The sequence below is a fragment of the Nocardioides sp. GCM10030259 genome (assembly GCF_042666375.1).
Classification (GTDB): Bacteria; Actinomycetota; Actinomycetes; order Propionibacteriales; family Nocardioidaceae; genus Nocardioides.
In genome coordinates this window covers 334,225-346,602 of the sequence record NZ_JBHTDF010000008.1, presented here as the reverse complement: position 1 = coordinate 346,602, position 12,378 = coordinate 334,225, and the positions used below count along the sequence as shown (strand labels likewise).

At 72.6% G+C, this 12,378-nt stretch carries 11 protein-coding genes and 1 tRNA gene; 6 read left to right on the top strand and 6 right to left on the bottom strand.

Annotation, left to right across the window (positions count from 1 at the left end; translation table 11 throughout):
- Window positions 1-6 precede the first annotated feature (6 nt).
- From alr to tsaE, 3 genes are read left to right on the top strand one after another with little or no spacing between them, the layout of a single operon-like run.
- A complete protein-coding gene (gene alr, locus ACFQQI_RS10270; RefSeq protein WP_378561892.1) occupies window positions 7-1,137 on the top strand; it encodes an alanine racemase in 1,131 nt (376 codons plus the stop codon).
- 5 nt (window positions 1,138-1,142) lie between these two features.
- Window positions 1,143-2,180, top strand: coding sequence for an alpha/beta fold hydrolase (locus ACFQQI_RS10265; RefSeq protein WP_378561889.1), 1,038 nt, complete (start codon window positions 1,143-1,145; stop codon window positions 2,178-2,180).
- Window positions 2,177-3,091 (top strand): tRNA (adenosine(37)-N6)-threonylcarbamoyltransferase complex ATPase subunit type 1 TsaE, encoded by a 915-nt coding sequence (gene tsaE / locus ACFQQI_RS10260; RefSeq protein ID WP_378561886.1) that lies wholly within the window; start codon window positions 2,177-2,179, stop codon window positions 3,089-3,091. Before ACFQQI_RS10265 ends, tsaE begins: the two co-directional genes overlap by 4 nt.
- Here tsaE and ACFQQI_RS10255 read toward each other — a convergent pair.
- Both ACFQQI_RS10255 and ACFQQI_RS10250 read right to left on the bottom strand, forming a co-directional pair.
- Window positions 3,088-3,642, bottom strand: a complete 555-nt coding sequence (locus ACFQQI_RS10255) for a hypothetical protein (RefSeq protein WP_378561883.1) — start codon at window positions 3,640-3,642, stop codon at window positions 3,088-3,090. The two genes, tsaE and ACFQQI_RS10255, sit on opposite strands and share 4 nt — an antisense overlap.
- An 11-nt stretch (window positions 3,643-3,653) precedes the next feature.
- The gene (locus ACFQQI_RS10250; RefSeq protein WP_378561880.1) at window positions 3,654-4,739 is read right to left on the bottom strand and encodes an ATP-dependent DNA ligase; all 1,086 of its coding nucleotides are present in this window, start codon (window positions 4,737-4,739) and stop codon (window positions 3,654-3,656) included.
- A gap of 240 nt (window positions 4,740-4,979) precedes the next feature.
- Between ACFQQI_RS10250 and ACFQQI_RS10245 the strand changes: the two genes are divergently transcribed.
- The 3 genes from ACFQQI_RS10245 to ACFQQI_RS10235 all read left to right on the top strand — a co-directional run bounded on the left by ACFQQI_RS10245 (window position 4,980) and on the right by ACFQQI_RS10235 (window position 7,530).
- Window positions 4,980-5,058 (top strand) — tRNA-Gln (locus ACFQQI_RS10245).
- A gap of 1 nt (window position 5,059) precedes the next feature.
- Window positions 5,060-6,514 (top strand): bifunctional UDP-N-acetylglucosamine diphosphorylase/glucosamine-1-phosphate N-acetyltransferase GlmU, encoded by a 1,455-nt coding sequence (glmU, locus tag ACFQQI_RS10240; protein WP_378561877.1) that lies wholly within the window; start codon window positions 5,060-5,062, stop codon window positions 6,512-6,514.
- Window positions 6,515-6,549: 35 nt separating this feature from the next.
- Window positions 6,550-7,530 (top strand): ribose-phosphate diphosphokinase, encoded by a 981-nt coding sequence (locus ACFQQI_RS10235; RefSeq protein ID WP_378561874.1) that lies wholly within the window; start codon window positions 6,550-6,552, stop codon window positions 7,528-7,530.
- Between the two features lie 103 nt (window positions 7,531-7,633).
- Here ACFQQI_RS10235 and ACFQQI_RS10230 read toward each other — a convergent pair whose 3' ends face one another.
- The 4 genes from ACFQQI_RS10230 to ACFQQI_RS10215 form a co-directional block, all read right to left on the bottom strand.
- Window positions 7,634-8,290: a LuxR C-terminal-related transcriptional regulator gene (locus tag ACFQQI_RS10230; protein WP_378561871.1), complete on the bottom strand. Its 657-nt coding sequence runs from the start codon at window positions 8,288-8,290 to the stop codon at window positions 7,634-7,636.
- 179 nt (window positions 8,291-8,469) lie between these two features.
- Window positions 8,470-9,897 carry a sugar transferase gene (locus tag ACFQQI_RS10225; protein ID WP_378561868.1) on the bottom strand — a complete coding sequence of 476 codons (1,428 nt, stop codon included), beginning with the start codon at window positions 9,895-9,897 and terminating at the stop codon, window positions 8,470-8,472.
- Between the two features lie 144 nt (window positions 9,898-10,041).
- Window positions 10,042-10,728 carry a response regulator gene (locus tag ACFQQI_RS10220; RefSeq protein WP_378561865.1) on the bottom strand — a complete coding sequence of 229 codons (687 nt, stop codon included), beginning with the start codon at window positions 10,726-10,728 and terminating at the stop codon, window positions 10,042-10,044.
- Window positions 10,725-12,161 carry a sensor histidine kinase gene (locus ACFQQI_RS10215; RefSeq protein ID WP_378561862.1) on the bottom strand — a complete coding sequence of 479 codons (1,437 nt, stop codon included), beginning with the start codon at window positions 12,159-12,161 and terminating at the stop codon, window positions 10,725-10,727. Before ACFQQI_RS10215 ends, ACFQQI_RS10220 begins: the two co-directional genes overlap by 4 nt.
- Window positions 12,162-12,378 lie beyond the last annotated feature (217 nt).

Here is a 12,378-nt window from a genome sequence, read left to right as displayed (position 1 = left end):
GGGGCAATGACCCCCCAGTCGGCTCCTGTGCGCGCCGAGATCGTCGTCGATCTCGGTGCGATCCGGGACAACGTCCGGCGGCTGCGCGAGCTGACCGGCGTCGCGATGATGACGGTCGTCAAGGCGGACGGCTACGGCCACGGCATGGTCGAGGCCGCGCGGGCCGCCCGCGAGGCGGGCGCCGAGTGGCTCGGCGTCGCCACGATCGACGAGGCCCTGGCGCTCCGGGCCGCCGGTGACACCGGCCGCGTCCTGTGCTGGCTCACGGTCCCGGGGGAGGACCACGCCGCCGCGATCGCCGCCGACGTCGACGTCACGGCGTACACCACCGCCGAGCTCCACGAGATCCGCGCGGCGGTGGACGCCGCCGGTCGCCCGGCCCGCCTCCAGCTCAAGGTCGACACGGGGCTGTCGCGCGGGGGCGCGGCGATGGAGACCTGGCCCGACGTGGTCGCCGCGGCGCGGGCGGGCGAGCAGGACGGCGCGTGGACGGTCACCGGAATCTGGTCCCACTTCGCGGCCAGCGACGAGCCCGACCACCCCGCCAACGACGCGCAGGAGGCCGTGTTCCGCGAGGCCCTCGCCGTCGCGCACGAGGCCGGCCTGCGGCCCGAGGTCCGCCACCTCGCCAACTCGGCGGCGGCGATCCTGCGGCCGTCGTCGCGGTTCGACCTGGTGCGCGTCGGCATCGCGTCGTACGGCCTCGACCCCGCGCCCGGCCACACGCCCGACCTCGGCCTGCGCCCCGCGATGACCGCGCGCGCCACCCTCGCCCAGAGCAAGCCGCTGGCCGCCGGCGCCTCGGTCTCCTACGGCCACACCTGGACGGCGGACACGGCGACCACCGTCGGGCTCGTGCCGATCGGGTACGGCGACGGCGTTCCGCGCCACGCGAGCAACACCGCCCACGTGCAGGTCGACGGCAAGCGCCGCGCTATCCGCGGCCGGGTCTGCATGGACCAGTTCGTCGTCGACCTCGACGGCGACCTGCCGGCGCCCGGCGAGGACGTCGTGCTCTTCGGCGACGGCCGGCACGGCGAGCCCACCGCGCAGGACTGGGCCGAGGCCGCCGACACCATCTCCTACGAGATCGTGACCAGGATCGGGGGACGGATGACCCGGAGGTACGTCGACTGATGAGCATGCGCGGACGAGTGATCGGCGCGGCGACCGTCGGAGCGGTCAGCCTGGTGGCTGCCGGAGCGGGCATCGGGGTCAACCGGCAACGCCGCCGGATCGTGGGGCGAGCGCCCGAGGACGTCCCGGCGTTCGGGTCGCTCCGGTCGGAGCCGATCACGGTGCTCGCCGACGACGGCACGCCGCTGCACGTCGAGGTCGACGAGTCCGACTCCGAGGTGACGGTGATCTTCGCGCACGGCTACGCGCTGGAGATGGACTGCTGGCACTTCCAGCGGGAGCACTACCGCGGCCGGGTGCGCACGGTCCTCTACGACCAGCGCTCGCACGGCCGCTCGGGACGCTCGCCGCTGGGCAACGCCACCATCGAGCAGCTCGGGCGCGACCTGCTGTCCGTCATGGACGCCGTCGCCCCCGAGGGCCCGGTGGTCGTGGTCGGCCACTCGATGGGCGGCATGACGATCGCGGCCCTGGCGGAGTCGCACCCGGAGCTCTTCGGCGACCGGGTGGTCGGCGCCGCGCTGATCTCGACCACCGCCGGCGGGCTCGAGCCGAGCCGCATCCTCTTCCCGATGGTGCCGGCCTGGGGGAGCGCCGGCCCGGTGGGGCGCACCGTCTCGGCGCTCGCGCGCACCCACAAGGTCGTCGACGGCGTACGCCGCGCCGGCAAGGACGTCGCGCTCGTCGCGACCGCCGGCCTCGCCTTCGGCGACGACGTGCCGGGCAGCTACGTCGAGTTCGTCGACCGGATGCTGTCGGAGACGCCGTTCGAGGTGGTGGCGGAGTTCTTCCCCGGGTTCTCGTCGCTCGACAAGTTCGACGCGATCCCGGTGCTCGCCAAGGTGCCGACCACCGTCATCTGCGGCACCGACGACAAGCTCACGTCGGTCGGCCACAGCCGCAAGCTCCACTCCCGCATCGACGGCTCCACCCTGGTCGAGTGCGACGGCGCCGGGCACATGGTCATCCTGGAGCGCCGCGACGAGGTCAACGCCGAGCTCGACCGGCTGCTCGCCGCGACCGGCACCGAGGACGCACGGTGACACTCGAGATCACCCGGGTCGGCCCCGAGTCGGCGGAGCAGGTGCTTGCCGTCGTGCGTACGGCGTTCGCGGCGCGCCCGCCCCTGGACCCGCCCGCCGCGGCGCTGCAGGAGACCGAGGAGACGATCGCCAAGCGGCTCGCCGGCGGAGGCGGGCTGCTCGCCACGATCGACGGCCGCCCCGTGGGGGCGCTGGTGCTCGACCCGATCGGCAGCACGACGTACCTGCGTCGCTTCGGCGTCATTCCCGAGGCCCGTGGCCACCACGTCGCGGCGGAGCTGATCGAGGCGGCCGTGGACGCCGCCGACGGGTCCGACGACCTCACCGTCGTCGCGCGCGAGGAGCTGCCGGAGACGGTGCGCTTCTGGGAGCGGCAGGGGTTCCGCGAGATCCGCCGCGAGTCGCCCAACGTCGAGCTGCGGCGACCGCTGCGCACCCACGTCTTCCAGGCCCACGACGCCGAGGCCATGCGCGGCCTCGGCCGCTCGCTCGCCGGACAGCTGTCGAAGGGCGACCTGATCGTGCTCAGCGGCGAGCTGGGCGCGGGCAAGACGACCTTCACCCAGGGCCTCGGTGCGGGGCTCGGCGTCCGGGGCGAGGTGACGTCGCCGACGTTCGTCATCGCCCGGGTCCACCCGTCGCTCGTCGGCGGCCCCGACCTGGTGCACGTCGACGCCTACCGGCTCGGCGGCCTCGACGAGCTCGACGACCTCGACCTCGACACGTCCCTCGACGACGCCGTCACGGTCGTCGAGTGGGGCGAGGGCCTCGCCGAGGGCCTGTCGGAGTCCCGCCTGGAGGTGCAGATCGTGCGCGGCGACGCGCCCCACGACGGCCTCGACCCGCGCCGGGTCGAGCTGACGCCGGTCGGGCCACGCTGGCACGCGCTGTCCTTCCGCGCTCTCGGCTAGATGCCGGTGATGCCCTCCTGGCCGTAGCCCTCGGCCTGCTCGTCGAAGTTCTCGTGCTCGAGCAGATGGAGGATCGGCACGCCGAGCTTGCGCCGAGCCTTCGACGTCCAGTCGAGGTGGAAGAACTCGGCCACGACGTGCGGTCGGGTCAGGATGATCGCCTCGCGGCCGTCGACCTCCGCGACCTTCGCGGCCAGCGCGTCGATCGGCGGGTCGCTGACGACCTGGCCGCGGACGGTGGCGCCGCTGCGTCTCAGCGCGTCGAGGGTCTGGTCGAGCTCGGCGCGCGACCGGTCCTCGCAGTCCTTGCGGACCGCGTCGAGGTCGACCTCACGCATCGGCATCGTCGGCGAAGACAGCATGTCGCCGGCGGTCAGCGACCCCATGGCCGACTCGATGCGGGCGGCGGCGTCCTCGAGCGGCAGCAGCACGTGGTAGGTCACGGGTTCGTCCAGGCCCTCGTGGAGCGAGTGCACCTGGGCGGCGTCCTGGTCGGTCAGCGCCTGCTCGACCAGGAGGACGACGTCGTAATCACCTGCGTTGTCTGACATCTGTGCCCTCCTCAGTCCACACGAAGAATTCTAGCGAGGTCATAGCTCACCGGCTCCTCCAGCTGCTCGTATCCGCACGACTCCGGATCGCGGTCGGTGCGCCATCGGCGGAACTGCGCCGTGTGCCGGAACCGCCGCCCCTCCATGTGGTCGTAGGCGACCTCCAGCACCCGCTCCGGCCGCAGCGGCGTGAACGACAGGTCCTTGCCCTGGCTCCAGCGGCTCTGCGTGCCCGGCACCCGGTCGGGGTTGGCGGTGAGGAACTCCTGCCAGCGGCCCCACGGATGCTCCTCGATCGGTACGACGAGCGGCTGGAGCTCCTCGATCAGCTCGGCCCGCCGCGCGGCGGTGAAGCTGGCGCTCACCCCGATGTGCTGCAGCTCGCCGTCGGCGTAGAGCCCGAGCAGCATGCTGCCGAGCAGCGGCTTCTCGGGGGTGCTGGTCTTGTGCTCGCGGTAGCCGGCGACGACGACGTCGGCGGTGCGCTCGTGCTTGATCTTCAGCATGGTGCGGGCGTTCTGCTGGTACGTCGCCCCGAGCGGCTTGGCGACCACGCCGTCGAGCCCGGCGCCCTCGAACTGGTGGAACCACGCCTCGGCCTCGGCCGTGTCCGTGGTCGTCCTCGTGAGGTAGCAGGGGCCGTCGAGGTCGCCGAGCGCCTCCTCGAGGGCCGCCCGGCGCTCGGCGAACGGTCGCTCGGCGTACGACTCGTCGCCGAGCGCGAGCAGGTCGAACGCGACGTACGACGCCGGCGTCTTCTCGGCGAGCATGTCGATGCGCGACTTGGCGGGGTGGATGCGCTCCTGGAGCACCTCGAACTCCAGCCGCTCACCGATCGAGACGAAGATCTCGCCGTCGAGCACGCAGCGGTCGGGCAACTGCTCCCGCATCGCCGCGACGACCTCGGGGAAGTAGCGGGTCAGCGGCTTGGTGTTGCGGCTGGCCAGCTCGACCTCGTCGCCGTCCTTGAAGACGATGCAGCGGAAGCCGTCCCACTTCGGCTCGAAGCTGAGGTCGCCCACCTTCGCCGGGTCGGGGATGCCCTTGACCGACTTGGCCAGCATCGGCTGGACGGGCGGCATGACCGGCAGCTGCATGCGTCGACACTAGGGCAGGAGCGTCAGGTCGTGGGGCGGTGACCGCGCCGAGGCGCGTCGTGGGGCGACCGACCCGTAACCTAGGGCGGTCAATCCGGAACGGATTGTTCTCCCCGGTTGGTCTGCCGGGCAGAGTGTGCCGCCCCGCCGGGCGGGCCCTAGCCTTAGGCACCTATCCCCGGTTGGTCTGCCGGGCAGAGTGTGCCGCCCCGCCGGGCGGGCCCTAGCCTTAGGCACCTATCCCCGGTTGGTCTGCCGGCAGGGCCCGCCTGACTTTGAATCAGGACTAGCGACGTAGGTTCGACTCCTACCCGGGGAGCGTGAACAGCGAGCTGACGGTCATCGTGCTGGCCGCGGGTGGCGGCACCCGCATGAAGTCCAAGACCATGAAGGTGCTGCACCCGATCGCGGGCCGCAGCATGATCGATCACGTGCTGAGGGCGGCTCACGAGCTGGCGCCGCACCGGGTGGTGGCGGTCGTCGGCCACCAGCGCGAAGCGGTCAGCGCGCACATCCACGAGGCCTTCCCCGACGTGCTGCTCGCCGTCCAGGAGGAGCAGCACGGCACCGGCCACGCCGTACGGATGGCCGTCGAAGCGGCCGGCACGAGCACGGGCACGGTGCTCGTGGCGTACGGCGACACGCCCCTGCTCCGGGGGGACTCGCTGCGGGCGTTCGTGGCCGAGCACGAGGCCGCCGAGCGCGCCGTCAGCGTCCTCAGCGGCATCGTCGAGGATCCGTTCGGCTACGGGCGGGTGCTGCGCAACGAGGAGGGCGACGTCGAGGCGATCGTCGAGGAGAAGGACGCCACCCCCGACCAGCGCGACGTCTGCGAGATCAACTCGGGGATCCTCGCCTTCGAGGCGCCGTTCCTGGTCAGCGCGCTCCCGCGCATCGGCAACGACAACGCCAAGGGCGAGTTCTACCTGACCGACGCGATCGCGATCGCGCGGGAGGACGGCCTCACGATCGGTGCGCTCCCCATCGACGACGTGATCCAGACCGAGGGCGTCAACGACCGCGTCCAGCTGGCCCGGATGGGCGCCGAGCTCAACCGGCGGATCGTCGAGCGGTGGATGCGCGAGGGCGTCACCGTGATGGACCCCGCGACCACGTGGATCGACTCCGACGTCGTGCTCGCCGGCGACGTGACGCTCCTGCCCGGCACCCAGCTCCTCGGCGCCACGGTCGTCGGCGAGGACGCGGTGATCGGCCCCGACAGCACCCTCAAGGACTGCGAGATCGGCCCCGGCGCCCGCGTCGTCCGCACCCACGGCGAGCTGGCCGTGATCGGCGCCGGCGCGAACGTCGGCCCGTTCTCCTACCTCCGGCCCGGCGCCACCCTCGGCGCCGCCGGCAAGATCGGCGCCTTCGTCGAGGTCAAGAACTCCGCGATCGGCGACGGCGCCAAGGTCCCGCACCTGTCGTACGTCGGGGACGCGGACATCGGCGAGGGCAGCAACATCGGCGCGGGCACGATCTTCGCCAACTACGACGGGGTCAGGAAGCACCGCACGAAGGTCGGCCGGCACGCCCGGACCGCCTCCAACAACACGTTCGTCGCCCCGATCGAGATCGGCGACGGCGCGGGGACCGGCGCCGGCACGGTCGTGCGCAGCGACGTCCCGCCGGGGGCCCTGGCGGTGTCGAGCGGCCCGCAGCGCAACATCGAGGACTGGGCGCTCCGCAGGCGCGCCGGCACCGCGCAGGCGAAGGCCGCCGAGGAGGCGCAGGCCGGGCGACCGGACGGTGAACGGGACGTGGCAGAATCCTGAGTGCACACCCTCCGGCGACCGAGGAGCACTACACCGTGACCGGAATGAAGAAGACCACCGAGAAGAACCTGATGGTCTTCAGCGGTCGGGCCCACCCCGAGCTGTCGAGGGAGGTTGCCTCCCTGCTCGGCACCGAGCTCGTGCCGACCTCGGCCTACGAGTTCGCCAACTCCGAGATCTACGTCCGCTACGAGGAGTCGGTCCGGGGGTGCGACGCCTTCGTGATCCAGAGCCACACGGCTCCGATCAACGAGTGGATCATGGAGCACCTGATCATGGTCGACGCCCTCAAGCGGGCGAGCGCCAAGCGGATCACGGTGGTCCTGCCGTTCTACGGCTACGCGCGCCAGGACAAGAAGCACCGCGGCCGCGAGCCGATCTCGGCGCGGCTGATGGCCGACCTGTTCAAGACCGCCGGCGCCGACCGCCTGATCGCGGTCGACCTGCACGCCGACCAGATCCAGGGCTACTTCGACGGTCCGGTCGACCACCTGATGGCGCTGCCGATCCTCACGGACTACGTGAAGGAGAAGTACGGCCGCGAGCAGCTGTGCGTCGTCTCCCCGGACGCCGGGCGGATCAAGGTCGCGGAGCGCTGGTCGGCGAAGCTCGGCGGCGTGCCGCTGGCCTTCATCCACAAGACCCGGCGCACCGACCGCCCCAACGAGACCGTCGCCAACCGCGTGGTCGGTGAGGTCACCGGCAAGATGTGCATCCTCACTGACGACATGATCGACACCGGCGGCACCATCGTGAAGGCCGCAGAGGCGCTGATGAACGACGGCGCGGCCGGCGTCATCATCGCCGCGACCCACGCGATCCTCTCCGACCCGGCCGTCGACCGGCTGAAGAACTGCCCCGCGGTCGAGGTCATCGTCACCAACACGCTGCCGATCCCGTCGGAGCGGGAGTTCGACAAGCTGACGATCCTCTCGATCGCCCCGCTGGTGGCGCGCGCGATCCGCGAGGTGTTCGAGGACGGCTCGGTCACGTCGATGTTCGACGGACACGCGTAGGCACCGTCGGACTCACCGGGTCTCGACACGCCGGTCGCGACCTCGCAAGCTCGGTCGCGCGGCTCGCTCGACCACCCTCAGCGGGTCCGCTGGCGCGTCCCCGCTACGCAGCGGTGAGGGCCGCGGGGGCGGGCGTCCAGCCGACCCGCCAGGCGACGGCGACCGCGGCCAGCTGGGAGCTGGCCTCGAGCTTGGCCAGCAGCGCCCGGATCTGGGAGCGCACGGTCTCGATCGACACCACGTGCGCCTCCGCGATCTCGGCGACCGAGCTGCCGTGCATCAGACGCCACAGGATGCGTGCCTCCGCGCCCGTCAGCCGGGCGAGGTTGCGCCGGGCGCGGCGCTCCTCGGTGAGCTCCGCCCGCGCGCGGGTCGCCCGGCCGCGCGCCCGTCGGGCCGCCGGGGGCGGACGCCGACCGGTCGCGTGGTGCTCGATCAGCTGCACGAGCTCGGTCAGCCCGTCGTCGAGCACGGCGAGCGCGCCCGCGGCGATCAGCTCCGCCGACTCGTGCGGCTCACGGACCTGGCCGACCACGAGGACCCGCTGACCGCGTGCGTCGAGCTCGGAGATGAGGTCGTGGACGTCGATCGGATCGTTGGCGGCGACCACCACCACGACGAGGTCGGCCTTGGCGCGCAGCACCACGTCGCGGGCGCCGCCCATGGACCCGAACGCCTCGAGGGTGACGGGCTGCACCCGGGCCGACGCGGCCACGGAGCGGCTGACGGTGTCGACGATCAGCCGGAACTGCCCGGCCACGGCCACGCGTGGTCGGGTTCTCGGGCTCTGCCTGGTCGCCGCCATGTCCTCTCCAGCCGGCCGGTGAGGCGGAACCCCGGTCCGCGCACCGCCCGGTCATCCCATCGCGAATAGTCGTAACACGGGTGTCAAGCGACAGATCGGCCGTTCACGGCACGTTCGTAGTGCGGTCTAGATGATCAGTACGCGCCGCGGTGCCCCACGACGGCGCCCACGGTCCGGGCCAGGATCCGCATGTCGAGCGACCACGACCAGTTGTCGACGTAGTGCAGGTCGAGCCGGACCGACTCGTCCCAGCTGAGGTCGGAGCGACCGGACACCTGCCAGAGACCGGTGAGTCCCGGCTTGACCGCCAGCCGGTGGCGCGGGTCGCGCTCGTACTTCGCGACCTCGGTCGGCAGCGCCGGGCGCGGGCCCACCAGCGACATCTCGCCGCGCGCGACGTTGATGAGCTGGGGGAGCTCGTCGAGCGAGTAGCGCCGCAGGATCCTGCCGACCCGGGTGATGCGCGGGTCCTCGCGCATCTTGAACAGCACGTCGTCGAACTCGTTGTGCTGCGCGAGGTCCGCGCGCAGTTCGTCGGCGTCGGTCCGCATCGTGCGGAACTTGTACATGGTGAACGTCGACCCGCTGCAGCCCGTTCGTCGCTGCGTGTACAGCGCCGGGCCGCGCGAGTCGCAGCGGACGGCGAGGGCGATGAGGCCCAGGAGCGGCAGGAAGGTCACGAGCGCCAGGGTCGAGAGCACCCGGTCGGCGACGTGCTTCGTGGCTCGTGCCGCCGAGCGGCCGGTCCGGGGCCGCACCCGGGCGAGTCCCACGAGGCCGGCCGACATGGGGCGGACCCGGGACGGTGCGACGTCGAGCAGCCCGGTGCCGACGAGCACGTCGAGGCCGACCTCGTGCGCGGCCCAGCTGGCCCGGCGTACGGTGAGGGGGTCCAGCGCCTGTCCGGGGACGAGGACGACGGCGTGCGCACCGGTCGCCTGCGCCGCCTCGACGGCGGCCTCCGAGCCGAGCCACAGGGGGACGGCGAACACGTCCGGGTCGAGGCTCTCGGCCAGTGCTGCGGGATCGTCGGCGGCGAGGCAGATCGAGGTGACCTCCCAGCGGTCGCGGCGGTCGCGGCGGATCTCGCTCATCAGCGCCTCGACGCCGTCGAGGTCGCCGGCGATCGCGACGCGGGTCGGGCGCGTGCCGGCCAGCAGGCGCGGTGCCAGGGCGGTGAGCGCGAGGACCCCGGTGAGCCAGACCTGGGAGTGCGTGGACAGCTTCGGAGTCACGACCCCGCCGGCCACCCAGAACGCCAGTCCCATCAGGACGGCGGCGCGGAGCACGGCACGCGCGCGCGAGGCCCGGTCGGTCGAGACCCAGGCACCCGCCACCCCGAGCGCGACGCACCACGCGAAGATCGTCTCCACGGCGAGCTGCGGCTCGGGCATCTCCTTGACCAGCGTGAGCGCGGTCAGGACGACGACGGTGGCGCAGGCGAGGTCGATGCCGGGCAGCAGCAGCCGGAAGGTGCTCGCGCGCCCGCCAGCGCGGGCGGCGGCTCTGCCGTCGCGCCCGGCGGACTGCGCGTCGAGCGCACTCGACGTCAGTGAAGTCACGGTCGTCCCCCCAAGGCCTGCAGCCGACCTGGACCGTCCCCCGCCGAGTGGGTGGTGCAGATCTCGTGCCTGAGAACCTAGAAAACGGGGCGCTTGGAGGCATGCCCGAAATGAGGCAACCTGACGGGGCGTCTTTACCGGCGTCTACGACCGGGGCGGGTGCCAGCCCGCCGTGTTGGCGAGTCCGACGGCCGCGAGCTGGGAGGAGACCTCCAGCTTCGACAGGATCGCCTTGACCTGGGTGCGGACCGTCGCCTCGGAGACGAAGCTGCTGGTCGCGATGTCGCGCACGGTGCGGCCCTGCATCAGCTCGCCCAGCACCGCCTCCTCGCGGGGCGTCAGCAGGGCGAGCCGGCGCTGCAGGGCGACGCGCTCGAGACCCTGCTCGTGCCAGAGGTTGATGAGGGCCTCGCGCTCGGCCCGGTCGATGACCGGGAAGCCCTGGTTGATGCGCCGGACCGTCGAGAGGATCTCGTTCAGTGGCTGGGACTTGCTCAGCACCTTGCGGGCGCCGTGCCGGAGGCTCTCGCCCCAGCGGGCGCGGTCGTTGGAGGCCGTCACGACCACGACGTTGGCGCCGGCCTTCACCATCGGCGTGATCAGTCGTACGCCGTCGCCGACGCCCCCGAGGTCGAGGTCGAGCAGCACGATGCGCGGGCGCTGCCGCACGACGGCGGCCAGCACTGCCTGGGCGCCCCCGTCCTCGGGGATCGGGATCCGCTGGACGTCGTACCCCTCGAGGTTGAGGGCGAGCTCGAGGGACTCGGCGAAGAGCGTGTGGTCCTCGATGATGAGGATCTTGAGCTTGCTGCGTGGTGTCGGCTCGGTCACGACGCCACGTCCTGGGGAGCGAGCCGGGCGGCCGCGGCGAGCGACAGCACGAACCGGGCTCCGGTGCGGCCCGGCCTCGGGTCGTGCCGGAGCTGGCCGCCGAGCTGCTCGGCGAGCAGGCGGGCCGCGGCGAGGCCGATGCCCTCGCCCGGCGACTGCGCGCTGCGTCCGCCCCACGTGAAGAGGCGCGGACGCACCGCCGGGTCGACGCCGGGGCCGTCGTCGGTGACGGACACCTCGACATGGTCGCCGACCGTCGACACCTCCAGGTGGACCGGCCGGCGGCCGGCGTGCCGCCGGGCGTTCGAGAGCAGGACGTTGACGATCTCGGCGACGTCGTCGGGTCGGGCGACGACCACGTGCCCGCCGGGCTCCCACGAGACGGGCAGACCGTCGGACTCGTGTCGTACGACGACGGGCCGCAGCGTCGCATCGAGCTCGGTCGGGCCGGGGCTGGACGCCGAGCGGTCGCCGACGAGCCGGTCCAGCCGCCGCAGCTCCGCGGCCGTCATGTCCTGGAGCTGCTCGCGTCGCGGCGCGCTGATCTCCGCGCGGCGCAGGAGCTCGGTGGCGGTGGCGATGCCGGCCAGGGTGGCCCGGATCTCGTGCAGGTGGGCCTGGTCGGTGTGCAGGTCCTGCTCGACGACGGCGAGGCGGCGACGCAGCACCCGCAGCGCGGACGCCTCGTCGACCATGGTGGCCCGGGCGCGTCCCGCAGCGGTCAGGAGGAGCAGCGCCCCCGCGACCGCGTTGGACACGGCGGCCACGAAGAGCAGCCACGCCCGGGGGCCGGCCGCCGTCGCGGCGACCTGCCCGACCGCGAGGAACACCGTCGCGATGGCGAGCCGGTGCCGTAGCTCGGGGGGCAGGGCGCGGGTCCGGTGGACCCGCGCGGCGTTCCAGAGACCGACGACGCCCAGGCAGGCGACGACGGCCACGTAGACCGCCGTCGACGGGGTCGGCAGGTCGAGCGGGAGTCGCGTACCCCGGGCGGCGATCAGCGCCAGCCCGAGCAGCACGCCGACGCCGAGGGGGTCGTAGCGCACCGGCAGGCGGTCGCCGCAGACCACCAGCGTCCACAGCGCGGCCGCGACCACGATCTGGAAGAGCGCGGCCCAGGCCGACTGCACGCCGTCGGCGCCGTCCCGGGCGTCGCCGAGGATCAGCATGAACCAGTTGAGCTCCTGGAGCGCGAAGGCGGCCGTCGCGGTGACCAGCCAGGCCGTCATCCTCTCGTGGGTGGTGTGCCACTGGATGTAGAAGAAGACCGCGGCGCACAGGACGGCGACTCCCGACGCGAGCATGCAGCGGTTCGCGGCCTGCGCGACCGCGTCCGCGCCCAGACCGGCGTCGCCCGCGACCAGGGCCGCCGCCACCAGGAGCGCCGCGGCGCTGGCAACGGTCGTCGAGCGAACGGCACCGTCGTCTGCCACCGTTCCCTCCCCACTCCGCGGGCTGTGCCGGAGCACAGTCCTCGGGACCCCACGTCCCCGGTTGACATCCTGCAACGAATTTCCGTCGTGCCATGTCCTCTTGACGTCAATATCGCCCGCGAACGCCCCGGATTTCGACTGAGTTGATGACGTATCCCCCAGATTGGGGATAGAAACAGGCCGCGCTCAACCGCCCCTCGTCCCCGAGTTCCCGGAG

Bases quoted from the DNA above. Each gene is read 5' to 3' on its own strand.
- alr (WP_378561892.1), top strand. From the start codon at position 7: ATGACCCCCCAGTCGGCTCCTGTGCGCGCCGAGATCGTCGTCGATCTC.
- ACFQQI_RS10255 (WP_378561883.1), bottom strand. From the start codon at position 3,642: ATGTCAGACAACGCAGGTGATTACGACGTCGTCCTCCTGGTCGAGCAG.
- ACFQQI_RS10265 (WP_378561889.1), top strand. From the start codon at position 1,143: ATGCGCGGACGAGTGATCGGCGCGGCGACCGTCGGAGCGGTCAGCCTG.
- ACFQQI_RS10250 (WP_378561880.1), bottom strand. From the start codon at position 4,739: ATGCAGCTGCCGGTCATGCCGCCCGTCCAGCCGATGCTGGCCAAGTCG.